Genomic DNA, 16833 nt, shown 5'->3' on the forward strand with positions numbered 1-16833 from the left:
TGTGCCGGATCCTCGCTCTCACAGCGGCGATATGGCACAACGACAAGACCGGACAGTCGATCAAGCGGTCACTGACTGCCTATGATCACTGACTGCAACGACACTCCTTGGACTCATTCATCTAGTGCGCCCTAGAGGCCACCACGTGTCGGCCGACCTCTCCGCCTCGATGCTCCACCGAGCCCGCCGCCGAGGCGCCAGAACCCCCGTCCAAGCCGACATAACGAACCTCCCCTTCCCCCCGGCCACCTTCGACACCTGCCTCACCTACAACGGCCTCCACTGCCTCCCCGACCCCGCCGCCGCCCTCCGCGAACTCGCCCGTGTCCTCCGCCCGGGCGGCACCCTCCGAGGCACCACCCTCGTCCGCGGCACCTCCCCCCGCCACGACGCCCTCTTCGCCCTCATGCGCCGCCTGAGCCTCTTCGGCCCCTCCGGCACCACCGCCGATCTCCGCGCCTGGCTCACCGCCGCCGGCCTGACCGACATCACCCTCACCCCTTCGGGCGCCGTGACCGGCTTCACAGCCCGTAAATCAGGGACGCAGCACTCCCGAACATCCGCTAAAGTGGTCTAGGCGCCGGGAGCACGTACGACTCCCGGGCAGCCACCACCGGGGTGTAGCGCAGCTTGGCAGCGCGCTTCGTTCGGGACGAAGAGGTCGTGGGTTCAAATCCCGCCACCCCGACAGAAAACGCCAGGTCAGAGGCCGGTTCTCCCCCCAAGGAGACCGGCCTCAAGATCTTTTGACCTCCATCTGCCCTCGGTTGTCGTCTCCCTCACGCTATCCATGCCGGCTGCGTTGAGTGCGCAGATGCGCTGAGGCAGGCGTGTCCGGAGGCCCTCGGCGGTGGCGGTGTGGCACGCCCACCGGATTCGTGATGATCTGCGCGGCTGGTGTCACCGAGCGACTCGAAGCCGCGGGGCGGTGCTGGTCGTGGACGAGACCGGCGATTCGCCGGAGGGCATGCCGCCACGCGCTCCCGCTGGTCAGCCCGCACATGATCGCGTTGTACACCGCCCGACCTCCCACGGACGCAGTACCGCCACCTGCCGACTTACAGGAAGAGTGGAGCTGTAAGAGATATGTAATCGACAAGCCATATAATATCTCCTCCATAGAAGATGAGTAGGCGATGATTTGCGTAGCGATAGCTCCTCCTCAAGAGACAATGCCGCTTAGTTTAGGCTGCGAGGGAAATCTGTCCACATATCCACAGGCGGGCTTGTGGATGAGTTCGTCGTTATGGATTCCGATGGACGTGCGACAGTTGCGGATCTAGGTCTGCCGCTCGCGCTTCTGGGGTATGCCGGCGTGGTTCTCACCGGCTGGAATGAGCGCCCAACGCGAAAGGTTGTGGCCGAGCCGCGCGCCGAATTTCCTCACCGGTAAGTTGCACGGCTTTCGATGAAGCCGACGACGACGTCTACCTCCTGCCGCCGGGTTCCACGGGCAGGCGCTTCATCGTCCCGCGCAAACGATCGTCAGACCCGGCCACCCGGAAAGATCAGCCTGTCCCGGAGCCGCCTGCGCATAGCGCCGTACGGGGGAACGTGGCGCGGACGGTGCGGGCTCGGGCGTCACCGGTGCATGACCAGGTCGTGGCCAGGGCCTCGACCGTGAGCAGGCCCCGGCCGCCCTCGGCCAGCTCGGTGATGTCCCGCAGGCGCGGCTCGTCCGGTCCGCCCTGGTCGGTGACGTAGACGATGACACCGGCCACGTCCACGCTGATCTCGACCGTGAATCGCCCGCCCTCGTTGCCGGAGCGGGTGTGCCGGACGGCGTTGACGGCGAGTTCGTCCAGGACGAGAAGTATGTCGTCCAGGCTCGGGAAGCCGGCCAGCAGATGCGCGGCGAATGCCCGGACAAGCCGGATTTGATCAGTCTTGCCGTGGAACTCCCGCCGCCAGTACATCGACGCCTCCGGCTTCGCCGGAACGGACACCGCGAGCAGCATTGATCACCTCACACGGACGACTCGGAATGGCGCTCCCATGTTCAGGAGCGGGGACCGATATCCGCATGCGTCTTTCGGTACCTGGACGGCCGCCGCGAGGACGGTGCGTGCACGCCAGGCATGTCCGCGCGGCGCACGTCCGGGATCTTGAACGTTCACGACCGCGCACGTTCGTCTCCGGAACGCGAATGCTCGCGGAGGGCCATTCAGAGCGGCTTAATCGCCCTGCACGTTCGGCGACCTGGTGATAACACAGAGCCATGACGGCGAAAGCCCTGGTCAGGGGGCTCGACGCCAAATCGCGAAAGGAGCCGCCGGCATGGGGAAGCACGGCAGGCAGGTGCCCTGCGGGATGTGCCAGGGGACAGGGAAGATCACTACCACCGATGACGGGAAGTCTCGGGACATTCCCTGCACCGGCTGCGGCGGCACCGGGCGGCAGGGGTGAAGCTCGACGAGCTGCTGCGCAGGGTGCCGCGTGAGGCGTTCGTCCCGGACGTGATCTGGGTGCGCCGGGACGACGGCTTGGCCGTTCCCCTGCGGCGCGCGGACGACCCGGACCGGTGGCTCGAACTCGTCCGGTCTGACGACTCGATCATCACGCAGGTCGATGACGGGGCCACCGAGCGAGGGATCTGGCCGACCAGCTCGGCCAGCGCGCCGCACATCGTGGTCACGATGCTCGAGGCGCTCAACGTCGCACCAGGCATGAAAGTGCTGGAGATCGGCACGGGCACCGGTTACAACGCGGCTCTGCTGGCGGAGCTGGTCGGGCCGCACAACGTCACATCGGTCGAGATAGATGCTGTTTTGGCCGAGCAGGCTCGCGCTGCTCTCGCGCGGGCCGGTTGCCATGTCCGGGTGGTGACCGCGGACGGCACGCACGGCCATGCCGCGAACGCGCCCTACGATCGGCTGATCGCCACGGCCGCGGCGTGCCGCCTGCCTTACGCGTGGGTGCAGCAGACGCGGCCGGGCGGTCTCATCCTCGCCCCCTGGGGACCGACGTTCCACCCCGACGATCCACTGGCCGTCCTCACCGTCCGGGAGGACGGGACGGCCGAGGGACGTTTCACATGCCCCGCCTGGTTCATGCCCATGCGAGACCAGCGGATGCCGCAGGACGTCCGGCACCGGACTCGCAAGCGCTGGGAAGAGATGGGCGAGCCGGCCGTCACGCGGTTCGGCCTCACCGTCACCGCCACGACACAGCACATCTGGCTCGACCGGCCGGACAACCTCGTCCCGCCCACCCTGCCGCGCAACGTCGATTAGCGAAGCGCCGCCCTGCCCCGGCGCGCACCGCCGCTGCCGTGCCCAACCCTCTGGTCACATAGCAGTTACGCGCCGAGGCGGAGGCGTCTCGTCCGGGCTGCGGCGTGCACGTTCGTGAACGTGCACGGAAGCGCACGTTCATTTCCGGTACGCAGCCATTCGCTGAGCGCCGTTCGAGACAGTCGCAATCGATGACACGCTCAGCGGTCACGTGATAACTCTTGGTCATCGGATCGGCAGTCCCCGGTCAGCAGTTCGCCCCCAGCCCTCACCGGCCCGATCACGGAGGTCACCGGTGACCAGTCCCTTCGTCCGCCGGCAACGACTCGCCACCGAACTACGGACCCTGCGCGAGCAGCGCGGCATCACCGCCGACGAGCTGTCCAAAGCGATCTTCCGCTCCCGCACGACCATCTCCAAGCTCGAGAACGCCCGCTGCCGTCCCGACGTCGGCGACGTCTCGAACATCCTCAAGGCACTCGACGCCCCTCGCGAGCACGCTCAAAAAATCATCGAGATCGCCCTCGAAGCCAACGCGCGCGGCTGGTGGGACAACTACGGCGACGCCATGGGCGCTCGTCAGCGTATGTACGCCAACATCGAATCCGGCGCCGCAACGATCCGCGCCTACAACCAGACCGCTCTTCCGGGACTCCTGCAGTGCGTCGAGTACCACTGGGCGCTCATCGAACTCGACAAGATCGAGGGCTCCAAGATCAACTACGTGCCCGAGAAAAGCGTGGAAGCACGCATCCGTAGGCAGGAGAACATCTTCCGGCCAGGAGGCGCTTCGGTCGAGGTGATCATCGATGAGTTCGTGTTGACGAGGCTGGCAGTTCCTCCTTCGATTATGGTGACGCAGCTCCGCCATATGGTGCAGCTCGTAACAAACGAACCGCGCTTCACCGTTCTCGTGCTCCCGCTAAACGCACGCCTACCACCCGGTCGCCTTCCGGCATCCGCATACACCATCTACACGTTCTCCGACCCGGACGACCCCTGCCTGGTCGTCGCCGAGACGAGCAGCTGCCTGGTTCACACAACTCCGGAAGAGGTGGCAGGGTATGAACGTATACACGACCGTCTCCGGCAGGCCACACTGCCCGCCCTGGAGAGCCTCTCTCTTCTGACGGACACGGCCGACCGGCTGAACGAACAGGCAGGCCCGTAACGTGAAGCAGCAGTACAGCGGCTGGCGCAAGTCGACCCACAGCGTCCCGGACTCCGACTGTGTGGAAGTGGGCCGCTCCCCCTACGGCACCGTCGGCGTGCGCGACACCAAGGAAGGCGACACCGGCCCCATCCTGGACTTCACCCCCCGCGAGTGGACCGCGTTCATGCAGACCCTCCGCTCCGCAAACACCTGACAAGCAAGCCACAGCCGGAGGCCGTCCATGACCACGCAATACCTCACGTGGTGCAAGTCCAGCCTCAGCGAGGCCAACGGCGCTTGCATCGAAGTTGCACGATCCGTCCATGGAACGATCGGTGTTCGGGACAGCAAGCAGAACAGCAGCCTCATCCTCGACTTCACGCACCAGGCGTGGGCCACCTTCATGCAGGCCGTCCGCTCCGCAGGCTCCTGACAAGCAAGTCACGGCCGGACCCACGTCAAGCACGGGGTCCGGCCGCTTCTTTCTATGCAGTGCGAGACCGACCGATCAAGACACCGGCGAGCCGCGCACCGGCGGCGGTGGGGATAATTCAGAGGGCTCGGCCTCTGGTGCGACCTGGCGGAGACTCAGATCGCGCATCGTCGCGATCAGCGCCGCCCGGCTGTCGGGCTTGGAGGAAGTCAGCAGCATCACACTTCACTGTCGTGTGACGTACCTTCGGCGTTCGGTTGCCGCATCGAATTGCTCGGCGCCGCCGGGAAGGCGACTCCTTGATCACGTTCGATGGCACTTCGACGGCTGGTGATCGCGAAGCGCGGATGTAGGAGGCTCCACAGCGGGTGATCGCGTTGGCCGGTAACGGAACGCGAACGGTGCCGTGGGGCATTCTTGATGTATGTTCACGACATCTCGGGCATTCGGGAGGGCCGGTGTCGCACTTCACCAGGATACGGACCCGGTTGACGGACGGACGGGTGCTCCGTGAGGCCCTCGAGCGGATGGGGCACACTGTCGAGCCGCCTGGGCAGGGGGTCGTCGGCTACCGGGGCCAACGCACCGACGCCGAATTCAAGATCTGCCCCCGGACGGGGGAGCATGAGATCGGCTTCGCGCCGTCCGCGAACGGCTACGTGCTCGTCGCGGACTGGTGGGGCATCCGCAGCGTGGGCCAGAAGGCTTTCACGCGTGCACTGAACCAGCAATACGCCCTGGTGAGCGCCGTCTCGACGTTGGAAGCGCGCGGGTTTCGAATCGACGAGCAGATCCAGGACGAGACCGGCCAGATCCGGGTCGTGCTACGACGGCATGCGGGGATGTGAGCGGTGGAAGAGACGGTCGAAGTGACGATCAAGCCTGACGGCAGCGTCGAGATCCACGTGACCGGTGTTGACGGGATGGCCTGCCTTTCCACTACAGAGGAACTCGTGACCCTACTCGGTGGCCAGGTCGAGTCACAGGAACTCACATCCGAGGCGTACAACGTCGAGGCAGAAGAGCAGCAGGACAGGTTGTGGCACTGAGGGACGACGCTCCCGCAGTGCCCTGGTACGTGCACGCCACCCTTTCCCGCAGCATGGCCAACGGTCCCGGAACACGCTTCGTGATCTGGACACAGGGCTGCTCACTCGGGTGCGCCGGCTGCTTCAACACCGGAACACACGAAGTCGGCGGGCGGGCACGGAGCGTCCAGGAAATGGTGCGCGAGGTTTTTGCAACAGAGGGTATCGAGGGCGTCACTGTGACGGGTGGTGAGCCGCTGGAGCAGCCCGAGCCGCTGAGGAAGTTCTGCACAGCGGTTCGTGCCCATTCCGACCTCGGCATCATCCTGCTCACCGGATTCACCCGGACAGAGATCGAAGGGCACCACGCCCGGCTGGCCGCAGTGGAGTCGGTGGACATTGCGGTGACAGGCCGGTACAACGCACGCCTGCATCTCGGACGTGGACTCCGCGGCTCCTCGAACAAAGAGTATTGGCCCATCACCTCCCGCTACTCGGCCGCCGACTTCGAGACCGTCCCGGAGACCGAAATCGTGATCGCGCCCGACGGCACGGTGTCGATCACCGGCATGCACGGCTGGCTAGGAGAAGAGAGATGACCGGTATCACCGACGAGTTGAAGCTGTATCTGCGTGCGCGCGTGCCGGTGATCGTCCTGGTGACCGTGGAAGAACGGCGCGCGCTCGAGGTTCTCGATCGGGTACGGCGGGAACGCGATGCCAACGCCGCGTCCGACCTGATCACCTGGGACATCGCGCAGGGCCTGCGATCGCACTCCGGCCGGCAGCTCCCTGCGGCGGCCACACCGGATATGGCGCTCGACAAGATAGCCGAACTGACGCTCAAGCACCGGGATCGCAAGGACCTGTACGTGCTCATGGACTTCCACGAGTTCTGGCACAAGCATCCCCAGGTCAAGCGGAGGCTCCGCAATCTCGCACACAGCCTGGTGAACACCTACTCGTCCCTCGTCGTCACGACGCAGTCGGCCGACGTCCCCGCTGAACTGGGGGACGACGTCGTGGTCCTCGACATGCCGCTGCCGGACCTTCCCGCATTGCGCAACGACCTCGACACGCTCATCCGCCAGACCGGTGTGATCTGCGAGCTTCCGGTCCACGGGCGGGTCCGGCTGGCGCAGGCCGCGCTGGGTTTGACCGCGGCTCAGGCACGCCGTGCCTTCTCCAAGGCCATCGTCCGCGACAAAGTTCTCGACGAGCAGGACATTCCGGCCGTCCTGGAAGAGAAGAAGGCTGTGATCCGTGCCTCCCAAGCGCTGGAGTTCTACAGCGCGGAAGAGACGCTCGACGATGTCGGCGGGCTCGAACTGCTCAAAGAATGGCTCACCCTCCGTGAACGGGCGTTCGGGGAAGAGGCCGCTCGCTTCGGCTTGCCCGCGCCGAAGGGCATGGCCCTGATCGGCATCCCGGGTACCGGTAAGAGTCTCACCGCCAAGATGATCAGTGGGCTCTGGCGGCTGCCGCTGCTGCGACTCGATGTAGGTGCCCTCTTCGGCTCGCTGGTGGGCGAGTCGGAAGAGCGGCTGCGCCTCGCTTTGAAAATCACCGAGGCGGTTTCACCTTGCGTCCTGTGGATCGACGAGATCGAGAAGTCGCTGGCAGGTGGCGGCCTGGACGGTGGCACCTCCCAACGTGTCTTCGGGACGATCCTCACCTGGATGCAGGAGAAGACGAAGCCGGTATTCGTCGTGGCCACGGCCAACGACGTCACCGCGCTGCCCCCGGAGACGCTGCGCCGCGGCCGCTTCGACGAGGTCTTCTTCCTGGATCTGCCCACGGACAGCGAGCGCCGGGAGATCCTCAGCGTCCATCTGCGTAAACGCAGAAGAAATCCCGGTGCATTCGACATCAGGCAGCTGGCCAGGTTGTCCGACGGCTACGTCGGCGCCGAGATCGAGCAGGCCATCATCGATGCCATGTACCGGGCCTTCGCGGACGGCCCGCGCGACATCACCACGGCTGACGTCGCCGCGTCGTTCGCACGTCTCGTGCCGCTGAGCAGATCCCAGAAAGAACGCATCGAGGATCTGCGCGCTTGGCTCCGCGAAGGCCGCGCGCAGTCGGCCTCCTTCGCGGAAGCCTCGCTGGCGGCAGAGAACCAGGTACGACTGGAACTGGCCTGACAAGTTGGCCGGTGAGAAGAAGCGCGAGCGGTGGACCCTCCGGCTCGCCGAAGGCAATGGGCTACGAGCACGCTGGGCCATGCGCCGGCTGTTCCGAGCCGGGGCCAAGGGTGACCAATCCGCCCGCGAAGTCATAGCGTTGGTCGCTCACCGGCCTGAGCACCGGCAATATGGCGAGGCCAAGCAAGCCCTCGCTGCTTGGTGGGCCGAAACACGCGACCCCTGGTTGAGGCAGACGGTCATCGACACGGGCGCGATCGCACCGGAAGGTCTTCCTCGCCTGCTCAGTGCCGCACTGAACCGGCAACTGACGAGCTGTTTCACATCAGCGGACACTGTGTACGCGGTGCAACTGATCAGTGACAGCGATCCGCACGTTCGCGCCAGTACCGTTCACTTGCTCGGCACTGTCGACGGGTTGCTTCACAAGGAACTCTGGCGTGTCGGATTCGAACACCCGGAACTCCGGGAAGCCCTCCTCGCCAACCCGGAGTTGCCCGCCGAAGCCGAATACAAGGCCCTATGGTTCGAATATCTCAACACACTGGACCCTGACCTTCACAGTGCTCTCCGCCGCTGGCCGCTCACCGACGACATCAAGCAGGCCATCGGCGCCCGCTGGGCCGCCACCCGGCGCCCAGAACTCCGCACCCTCGTCCAGGAGACGGAGGCGGTCGCATCCGAGAACCCCGCCCGCCTCCTTACACTCGCCCTGCTAGATAGGCTCGCGGAGAATTGGAGGACCGAGGAGGCGACCTTTGCCGATGCTTTATTGAATGACAGCGACCAAGAGGTCAAGGCGCATGCCACCGCCTACTGCAGGAAAGCGGATGGCGAGATGCTGGCCGCTCTCTGGGGGGTCGAACGCGGTTCGGGCTCGCCGCTCCGAGCGCTCCTCCTCCAGAACCCCGCTCCGCCGCCGCACAGAAAGCTGAACTCCCTATGGGCCACCTGGATAAAACGGCCGTCAGACGAGTTGTGGGAGGTGCTGGCTGGATGGGGGCGCCCTGCGGCAAGCGGGAAATACGAACCGCTCAGTGTCGTCGCAATCGGAACAGACCCGATACTCTTCCAACAGGAAGGATATCGCCGAGCACTGATCGAGGCTCTGGCGATGCGCGAGCATCCGATCAGCGAAATCGCGGTCGGCAAGTTCCATGCATTGCGTGACCAAACGCTCGTTGACATGGTGTGCGAGGCGGCTCAGAGCAACGCCGACCTGGTTCCTTTCTGCAAAGAGCATCGGCTCGCTCCGAAGGACCCGGTCAAGCGCGTCGTGTTCTTCCTGCTCACCGGGCAGCCGGAGCAGCACCACGGCATGGATCCCGACGGGAGCCTGCTGTCGCTGGCCTACGCCTCGGTGTCCCAAGAGGACCGCATCAGGGTCCGGCAGGCCATGCTCGCTGCCGGAGAGCTCGACCTTGTCCGCGTCATCGTGGGCGACGACCGGCGGGCGCAGATCCAGAACATGACGTCGGGCGAGATTCGCTACCTGGCCGAACAGCTCGCTCACCGGAAGGAATGGGCGAACCTCTGGACGCTCGTGCAGGATCTGCCCATCGGAGTCGGCATCAGGCTCATGCGCCTGTTCGAAGGTTGGGCGCCTCGTGACGAGGACGGCCGAAGAGTCTACGAACTATTCCGCGAGGCGGACCCCGCCGAGATAGAGGCCGCCTACAAGCGTCTCGACAAGAACTGGCCCCTGGCCTTGCATCAGGCGACCATCCATTTCCATGGACGCGTCAATGACGTCTCGTTCGCCTCTGACGCGCCGCTCCTCGCTGTGGCGGGCGGCAAGCAGGTCGCTGGAGTGATCGACCTGAGTGCGGCCCGCCTCGTCGAGCGCTATGGCGGGTTCCGCTCGTCCGTCGGGCGGGTTCTGCACGTGGGGCGTGGCGCGGTGATCGCCGCAGAACGCACCAGCGGGCTCCGGCGCAGGTGCCGGATCGTCAGATGCGCCGAGGGTGACGTGCGGACCCTTTACGAGACCAAGGGCGGATCGGTCACATCATTGGCCCTGACCAGCGATGACGGCGCGTTCGCGGCAGGCACTCGGTCAGGGCGCCTGGTGACGGCCGCCCCTCTCGGCGGCCCGGTCACGTCACAGCCCGTCACCGCCTTTGGCCTGCGGGAAGGCGACTGGCCCAGGTCGATCGCCGCCCACCGCAGGGCGGGACAGATCGCGGTCCTCGGCCGATGGCTGTGTCTCACCGATCCGTCCTGGCTGTGGTCGGTCTTGGCAAGGGTCGACCGGGTGATCGCTCGTGCCGACTTCATCGCCGCCGGCACACTCGTCTGCGCCGAGCAATCCGGAACCATCAGGATCGTTCGCTTTAACGGCAGGCAACTCGGGCAAGCGACCGAGATGCGGGTGGACGGGCTCGGGGGGCTCGCGACGTCACCGGAGAGCGACAGGCTCGTCGTCGCGGACCTGAGCGGCGACCTGCATTTCTTCAAAAGCGAGACATTCGAGCCGGACGGAACCTATCGCACGGACGACGGCGAGAGGGCCACCGGCATCACCATCTCACCCAGCGGCGACTTCCTGGCCATGGGCCATGACGGCGGCCGCACCGACCTCTTCGACCTGCGCGTCTCCGAAGTACCGGATATCTCGCTCAAACCCATGGTGAACCTCGTTCCCCGTCACCTCGGCATCGTCGACAGCGCACGCAAGTCCCATGAGGTGCATCCCGAAGTCAGGAAACTGCTGGAACTCCTGCACACGTGCTTGGAGTACAGATTCCGCTTCGACATCGAGATCGGCGACGCTGTGGCGCTGAGCGCCGGCGAATACGACATCAGTCTGTGAGGAGGAGACGATGACCGAGCGGATCGGAATCGACTTCGGGACCGCCAACACCGTCGTCGCCGGTTGGAACCATGCCCTTGACCGGGGCGAACCAGTCCCCCTCGCGGGGATCGACCTGTCGCGCGAGGCGACTCGGGGGGTGGATCAGCGGGTCATCCCATCTAGGATCGCTTTCTCCGCCCGGGATGGGCGGAGGTGGATCGGCGGTCAGGTGACACCGGACATGCTGGATGATCCAGATGTCGAGATCTTCCAGTCGACCAAGAGCGCGGTCACCGGACGAGCCATCGACATCCCGCGGCGGCTGGGCGACCGGACGGTGGACGGCCGGCAGGCGGCCACACAGTTCCTCACAGACGTCATGGCCGCCGCGATTCTCGCCGTCGACTCCGACGACCTGGAAATCGTCGCGACGGCACCCGTCGAAGCGTTCGACACCTACCGCGACTGGCTGGTCCGGGAAGTCGGTGAGAATGCGGGCGGCGTGGCCCGGCTGCGCGTGGTGGACGAGGCGACCGCGGCGGCCGTCGGTTACAGCGCACGGCTCAGTCCGGGCGATGCCTTCCTCGTCTTCGACTTCGGCGCGGGAACATTGGACATCTCCGTCGTCAAGGTCATGGACCCTTCGACGGCGACCGCCGGGGCCTCCGTGCGGAGCATCGCCAAAGCGGGCCTGGATCTCGGCGGCGATCATATCGACGGCCTGCTGGCCGAGTACGCCGCGGATGAGATGGGCGTCCCCTTGGGAGACACCGCCGCCTACAACCGCATCTTCCACCAACTGCTGCGCTCGGCTGAGAAAGCGAAGGTCGCGCTCACCCTCGATGACTCGGCGGTAATCGAGGCGGAGTCCTACCGCTTGGAGATCACCCGCTCCGACTTCGAACGCCTCCTGAAGGAAAAAGACTTCCTCGGGCGCGTCAACCGGGCTCTACGCAAGACACTGGACAAGGCCGCCGCGGCGGGGTTCCCCGCCGATGAGATCGTCAAGGTGTTCCTGGTGGGCGGGACGAGTCTGATCCCGGCGGTCCGGGACCTTCTCGCCCTGCAGTTCCCACCGGACGCGTTGTACATGGATCGCCCGCTGGAGGCCGTCGCGGCCGGTGCGGCGAGCATCGCGGGAGGCTATGAGCTCAGCGACCACATCCAGCACGACTACGCCATCCGCCACGTCAACAAGGACACGGGCGTCTACGAGTTCGAAACGCTGGTCGAGGCGGGAACGCAGTACCCGACGCCCGAGCCCGTCAAGCAGCTCACCATCAAGGCGATCCGGGACGGGCAGAAGCATCTCGGCATCGCCGTGTACGAGCTGGCGCATGCCAGTTTCCGCGAGGCCGGCTCCGATCTGGAAATCGTTTTCGACGCCAACGGTGGAGCCCGGACGGTGGCCGTCACGGCGCAGCGTCTTCAGGAACGCTCGCGCCTATGGCTGAACGAGGACAGCCCGACCTTTCTGGAGGCAGACCCCCCGGCCGAGGCGAACGTCGACCGATTCCGGCTCGACTTCCGGGTGGACGCGCAGAAACGTCTCACTGTCACCGCCTACGATCTGAAGCGCAACACGCTGATCCTCGACCAGCAGCCGGTCGTCCGGCTCTCCTGACCGCATCTGCGCGCGCATGTGCCGCCGGAACAGGGCGCTGACCTCGGGATCACCGGACGTTCGTTGGTGCGGATGGTCCTACGTGGGCAGTGCGGGGAACACGACCACCGAGCCGTCCTTGTCGCGGGCGATCTCGATCGCCACGTCCGTCGCGCGGCCGTCGAGCGCGGCGCCGTCGCCCAGCTTGCGGATCCTGTGCGCCTCGCGCATCAGGCGCTCGACCTCACCGGTCGTGAAGACGGGCCGCAGACCGGACGGGCGTGCCAGTTCCAGCGCCGACAGGCGCACGAGGACACCGGCGATGCCCGACTCCAGATCGTCCAAGCGCTGCTGGTGGCTCTTGAGCCTGCGGGTGAAGTTCTCGAACGGGTTGCCGGGGTCGCTCTGGGCAAGCTCGACGGCCTGCAAAACCATGACCCGCCGCCCCAGCGCGATCGCCAGCGCGGCGAGTTCGAGGTGGGGGAAGCCGCGTGTCATCCGGACGTCCTGTACGTCGGCGACGAGGCGGAGAAGCAGGCGTTGCTGCTCGGTGAGCCGGAACGCTTCTTCACCACACCCGCCTACGACGGGTTGCCGCTGGTCATGCTGCGGCTGGATGAAGTGGACCGCGACCGTCTGGAAGAGCTCATCACCGACGCCTGGCGCATGCGTGCGCCGGACACGCTCGCCGGCGACCTCGACGCCGCAGCCGATCAACCCGGTACGGATCCGCGATGATGGTGAGGGCCGCGTCGAGTTCGCGTGCCTCCTCCGGCTGGGCGGGCACCGGCGGCGTCGAAGAGGTCCGCGCAGTAGGCGGCGGGCACGCCGAACAGCGTGTCCACGCGCTGCTCGGCGAGGCGCTTCAGGACGTAGTCGGCGACGGTCATACGGGGTTGCACGGCGGCTCGCAGGGCGTGTCCGCGGGGGCCAGGCTGCGCTGCCTCAGCCACTCGCTGATCCGCGGATGCTGGATGAAGTTCTCCGGTATCGCCATCCGCGGCGCGAGACCGAAGTTCATGGCGACCGCCCTTACGAGCTTCTTGCATTCCGCCTTGTTCGGCTGCTCGTTGTCGGTGCAGTCGAAGTTTCCGCCGATGACGACGTGGTCGGTGCGCGGGAACATGTAGCCGTTCTGGCTGTAGAGGTACTGCAGGTCCGGTTGTGGCCGCAGCATCGCCAGGTCGCCGCGGATGGGGTGCATGGCCGCGTCGTTCCACAGCTTCTTCGCGCCGTAGCCGGTGCAGTTGACGATGACCTTCTGCGTCACCGTGCTGAACACGTCCGCTCGGTTGGCGAACTTGTGCTGCACGAATCGGACGCCGCGCCTGTTCAGGTCGTCCACCAGCCGTGCCAGGAAGGTCGGCGGTTCGACCAGCAGGGTCTGGTACAGGAACCCGCGGTTGTGGTGCCCGTGGAAGGGCATGCGCGGTAGATCCTGGCGAGGCGGGATCAATCCGGGTGCGATATGCAGGATCTTCTCGAAATTGCTCGAGACCTTCGAGGTGTAGTTGGGCCGCTCATGAACGCCGAAGTCCTGGCCGCCGGCCTTGAAGGTGTTGTACGAGGTGGTGAGGACGTCCTTGAGTTCGCCGTCCTTCCCGTGGTGCTCGACCAATGACAGCGCCCATTGGCCGCCGGCCTTGTAGGACGTGGTCTTGGCGAACATGAGATTCGCGTAGATCGTGACGGTGAGGCCGAGGTCGAGCAGTCGCGCCGCCGCCGTCAGCCCCATGACGCCCGAGCCGAGCACCGCGGCCTCGGTCTCGTGCGACGCGGCGACGCGTGCCCGGACGAGGTCCTGCACCTTGGCGGCGCATCCCCAGCTCAGCGTGATGCCGGCGCCGCCGTGGCCGTAGTTGTGAACGACGAACCTGCCGGACGCCACCTCCGCCTCCAGGCGGTAGGAGCCGCAGCGGTACGGCCTGATGCCCGCGACGCAGGCGCCCGGCGCGTCGGCGTCGAAGGCGAAGTCCGGTGTCGGCAGATCGGCGTCCTCGGACGGCATCGCGGCTCTCCTTCCTGCGCTCCACCGGCAATCGCCGTTTGCCTGCCCTTCCGGTGCCGCCCCCAAAGCGGGTTTCCGCAGAACTTGACCTTGAGAAGGGACGACCTGGACAGGGCCGCCCGGAAACGGGTGATCGGAGGACATGAGCGAGACGCGGCCCTTGGTTTGGTCTGCGATCGCTGCGCCGGTGCCGCGGGCCGTGGTCCGGGCTCGAAAAGATCGCGAGGACGCGCGAACTTCTGCTCGCCCTCCGGGCATCCTGACGCCCGCGGCGGGACGCGGGTTCGGGGAACGGCGGGTCGGATTGATCACGCTCCGGGGCGCCAACTCCGCCGGGACGGGCCGCATCTCACCCGGCACAGCGCGACCACGGAGGCCGCGCACCGAGAACGGGAGCGGCGACCCATGCGGAAGATCGTGATCACCGGAGTGGCGGCGGCACTGGCGCTCGGCCTGACCGCCTGCGGCGGCAACGGCGGCGGCGGGACCGCGGCGGCGCCGGCCGCCACGCCCAGCGGCGCCGCGCAGGCACCGAGCGAGTCCCCGGCTCCGGGCGGCACGTCCACGACGCGGACCCCGTCCACACCGTCCACTCCGCAGGGCTCGGGCGGTCAGGACGCCCCCGTCGTCCGGCACACCCCGCCCGCGCCGCAGGGCGGCCGGCAGATCACCACCAAGTGGGGGCGGCTGCGCTACCTGGCCCCGGGCAAGTTCCTCGTCGGCGACGTCGCCTTCTTCACCGCCGACGACACCGTCCTGTACGTCGCCGGCGGCACCTGCCCCGACGGCTCCCCCACCCCGCCCGACGTCATGAAGTGCTCGCTCGACGGGTTCGACCAGTGGGTGCAGGCCGCACCGCACAACGCCAGCGTCCGCTTCTCCGGCCAGGCGGCCGTCCGCATCACCGAGACCCAGTAGCGCGCGGGCTTCCGGCTCAGGAGAGCAGGAGGGGGAGCCAGACGCCGATGTTGCCGAGGACCACGGTGACCATGGAGAACTGCAGGAACGAGTGCTTGCGCCAGACGATCTTGGACAGGGCGACCAGCTGGGTGCTGAGGACGAGTCGGTTGCGCCGGCCGACGCCGTGTTCGAGGGCGGTGACGAGTTCGGCCGGGTCCCAGCGGCGCAGATGGCCGAAGTAGACGTAGCCCCGTCGCCAGTGCCGCCGCGCCTCCAGGCGGTTGAGCTGGGGGAAGACGGCGGCGCCGGCCAGCACGATGGCGCCGACCAGCAGGGCGACGCCGATGCCGAACGTCCAGCTCTCGAGGCCGGACAGGTGCCGCAGCCGCTTTCCCGACTGCGCGAAGACGACGATCATTCCGAGGATCGCCGTTTCCAGGGTGAGGACGACGGAGGCCTTGGCGTCGACTTTCGCGGTCCAGTCGTGCAGGGCCTGGTGGACGCGCCAGGCGTAGGTCTCGAAGGTCTCGTCACCGGCCCCGGACTGCCGGCCGGAATGGTTCGAGGTCTGCGTCATCGTTGCCCTCCGCTGTCGCCGGCTCTTTCGTTTGGACGCGGTGAGGGAAACGGTGAGGTCCGGTGGAACCGGAATATGTCCCGCGGGTAACCGGAGAGGCGAGGGTTTCCCGGAGTCCTTTGATCACCTGGCGGGTGAAAGGCGCTGCTGCGGCGGACTCGTCGGCCTAGCGGACGTGTGCGGTGAGGAAGTGAGGCAGGATGTGCCCGCCGAGAGTGCCGGTGCCGCCGGTGAGCAGGATCTGCGCGCCCATGTCGTCCTCCTAGGCCGTTTCCATTGCGGTCGACCATGAAGACGGGCGGTGCCGGACGGAACGTGACATGCGTTCCCGGGTGACGCGGGTCACCGGGGCGGGGGCGCAGGGGCTAGCGAGTCGGGGGGCCTCGCTAGCCCCTGCCGGGGAAATGGCGGTGGGGGTACCTGGAGTGGTGGTCGTCGTCGCGGCGGTCCACGCTGACGGCGGCGGTCGGACGGTCCGCGCGGCAGGTGACGGTCATCGTGACGAACCGGCTGGACGACTGGAACCGGACGAACACCGGCCCTGGGGGCCTGCGGTTGCTGTCGCCGACGCTGAAGTTCTGCGCGGGCGTCCAGGAGACGAGGAACGCGGCGCCGCCGTCGCAGCGGGCGACGATGTCGCCGGCCTCGGAGCCCAGGCTGGTGATGGCGGTGGTGACCTGGCGGGTGACGGTGACGGTCGGCGCGGGCCGCGGCTTGTCGCGGGCCGGCGGCGAGGTCGAAGCGGAGGGTTGCGCGGCGGGCGACGGGCCCGTCGGCGTGGGCGGGACGGCGAGCGCGGCGGCGACCTCGTCGGGCGTCATCGGCTTGACGCCGCGTTCGGTGATGCCGGTGCCGACGACGTTGATCGCGGCCATCCCGGCGCCGACTCCGAGCACGGCGGCCGCCGACCACACCATGGCGGCGAGCGCGCTGTGCTTGGACATGTGCGAACTGTCCCATA

General features: G+C 66.9%; 19 protein-coding genes and 1 tRNA gene. 14 read left to right on the forward strand and 6 right to left on the reverse strand.

The features are described 5' to 3' along the window. Positions 1–115 precede the first annotated feature (115 nt). Together F8568_RS44600 and F8568_RS44605 are read left to right on the forward strand one after the other, a co-directional pair. On the forward strand, positions 116–577 hold the full coding sequence (locus F8568_RS44600; protein ID WP_328601316.1) for a class I SAM-dependent methyltransferase: 462 nt from the start codon (positions 116–118) through the stop codon (positions 575–577). 37 nt (positions 578–614) lie between these two features. Further along, positions 615–688, forward strand: a tRNA-Pro gene (locus F8568_RS44605). Positions 689–1508: 820 nt separating this feature from the next. Here the strand turns inward: F8568_RS44605 and F8568_RS44610 are convergent. After that, positions 1509–1958 (reverse strand): ATP-binding protein, encoded by a 450-nt coding sequence (locus tag F8568_RS44610; RefSeq protein ID WP_151600208.1) that lies wholly within the window; start codon positions 1956–1958, stop codon positions 1509–1511. 444 nt (positions 1959–2402) lie between these two features. Between F8568_RS44610 and F8568_RS44615 the strand changes: the two genes are divergently transcribed. The 4 genes from F8568_RS44615 (at position 2403) to F8568_RS44630 (ending at position 4819) form a co-directional block, all read left to right on the forward strand. Further along, positions 2403–3233: a methyltransferase domain-containing protein gene (locus F8568_RS44615; RefSeq protein ID WP_151600209.1), complete on the forward strand. Its 831-nt coding sequence runs from the start codon at positions 2403–2405 to the stop codon at positions 3231–3233. A gap of 295 nt (positions 3234–3528) precedes the next feature. After that, entirely contained in the window at positions 3529–4404 is an 876-nt protein-coding gene (locus tag F8568_RS44620) for a helix-turn-helix domain-containing protein (protein WP_160574002.1), read from the forward strand. Between the two features lies 1 nt (position 4405). Then, on the forward strand, positions 4406–4600 hold the full coding sequence (locus tag F8568_RS44625; protein WP_151600211.1) for a DUF397 domain-containing protein: 195 nt from the start codon (positions 4406–4408) through the stop codon (positions 4598–4600). A 27-nt stretch (positions 4601–4627) separates the two neighbouring features. Then, entirely contained in the window at positions 4628–4819 is a 192-nt protein-coding gene (locus F8568_RS44630; RefSeq protein ID WP_151600212.1) for a DUF397 domain-containing protein, read from the forward strand. A gap of 75 nt (positions 4820–4894) precedes the next feature. Here the strand turns inward: F8568_RS44630 and F8568_RS44635 are convergent, their stop codons facing one another. Then, on the reverse strand, positions 4895–5038 hold the full coding sequence (locus F8568_RS44635; RefSeq protein WP_160574003.1) for a hypothetical protein: 144 nt from the start codon (positions 5036–5038) through the stop codon (positions 4895–4897). 239 nt (positions 5039–5277) lie between these two features. Between F8568_RS44635 and F8568_RS44640 the strand changes: the two genes are divergently transcribed. The 6 genes from F8568_RS44640 to F8568_RS44665 are packed head-to-tail and all read left to right on the forward strand — an operon-like array spanning position 5278 to position 12408. Continuing rightward, positions 5278–5667 (forward strand): DUF1257 domain-containing protein, encoded by a 390-nt coding sequence (locus F8568_RS44640; RefSeq protein WP_151600213.1) that lies wholly within the window; start codon positions 5278–5280, stop codon positions 5665–5667. 3 nt (positions 5668–5670) lie between these two features. Next, entirely contained in the window at positions 5671–5868 is a 198-nt protein-coding gene (locus tag F8568_RS49225) for a DUF2997 domain-containing protein (RefSeq protein ID WP_151600214.1), read from the forward strand. A 17-nt stretch (positions 5869–5885) separates the two neighbouring features. After that, on the forward strand, positions 5886–6446 hold the full coding sequence (locus tag F8568_RS44650; protein WP_151600215.1) for a 4Fe-4S cluster-binding domain-containing protein: 561 nt from the start codon (positions 5886–5888) through the stop codon (positions 6444–6446). Continuing rightward, positions 6443–7990, forward strand: coding sequence for an AAA family ATPase (locus tag F8568_RS44655; RefSeq protein WP_151600216.1), 1548 nt, complete (start codon positions 6443–6445; stop codon positions 7988–7990). Before F8568_RS44650 ends, F8568_RS44655 begins: the two co-directional genes overlap by 4 nt. Positions 7991–7994: 4 nt before the next feature. Next, positions 7995–10802 carry a WD40 repeat domain-containing protein gene (locus tag F8568_RS44660; protein ID WP_151600217.1) on the forward strand — a complete coding sequence of 936 codons (2808 nt, stop codon included), beginning with the start codon at positions 7995–7997 and terminating at the stop codon, positions 10800–10802. Positions 10803–10812: 10 nt separating this feature from the next. After that, entirely contained in the window at positions 10813–12408 is a 1596-nt protein-coding gene (locus F8568_RS44665) for an Hsp70 family protein (RefSeq protein WP_151600218.1), read from the forward strand. Positions 12409–12486: 78 nt separating this feature from the next. On the opposite strand, the gene F8568_RS44670 is transcribed toward F8568_RS44665, so the two are convergent. Next, positions 12487–12885, reverse strand: a complete 399-nt coding sequence (locus F8568_RS44670) for a hypothetical protein (RefSeq protein ID WP_202126100.1) — start codon at positions 12883–12885, stop codon at positions 12487–12489. On the opposite strand from F8568_RS44670, the gene F8568_RS44675 reads away from it, so the two are divergent. Then, entirely contained in the window at positions 12865–13125 is a 261-nt protein-coding gene (locus F8568_RS44675) for a hypothetical protein (protein ID WP_202126101.1), read from the forward strand. The two genes, F8568_RS44670 and F8568_RS44675, sit on opposite strands and share 21 nt — an antisense overlap. Before the next feature lie 148 nt (positions 13126–13273). Here the strand turns inward: F8568_RS44675 and F8568_RS44680 are convergent, their stop codons facing one another. Next, entirely contained in the window at positions 13274–14395 is a 1122-nt protein-coding gene (locus F8568_RS44680) for an FAD-dependent oxidoreductase (RefSeq protein WP_160574004.1), read from the reverse strand. Between the two features lie 405 nt (positions 14396–14800). Between F8568_RS44680 and F8568_RS44685 the strand changes: the two genes are divergently transcribed. After that, complete coding sequence (locus F8568_RS44685) at positions 14801–15313, forward strand: hypothetical protein (RefSeq protein WP_151600220.1); 513 nt, start codon at positions 14801–14803, stop codon at positions 15311–15313. A 16-nt stretch (positions 15314–15329) separates the two neighbouring features. Here the strand turns inward: F8568_RS44685 and F8568_RS44690 are convergent, their stop codons facing one another. Next, positions 15330–15872 carry a Pycsar system effector family protein gene (locus F8568_RS44690; RefSeq protein ID WP_151600221.1) on the reverse strand — a complete coding sequence of 181 codons (543 nt, stop codon included), beginning with the start codon at positions 15870–15872 and terminating at the stop codon, positions 15330–15332. A gap of 386 nt (positions 15873–16258) precedes the next feature. Beyond that, positions 16259–16816: a hypothetical protein gene (locus tag F8568_RS44695; protein WP_151600222.1), complete on the reverse strand. Its 558-nt coding sequence runs from the start codon at positions 16814–16816 to the stop codon at positions 16259–16261. Between the last annotated feature and the right edge of the window lie 17 nt (positions 16817–16833).

The organism is Actinomadura physcomitrii (assembly GCF_008923205.2).
GTDB lineage: Bacteria > Actinomycetota > Actinomycetes > Streptosporangiales > Streptosporangiaceae > Spirillospora > Spirillospora physcomitrii.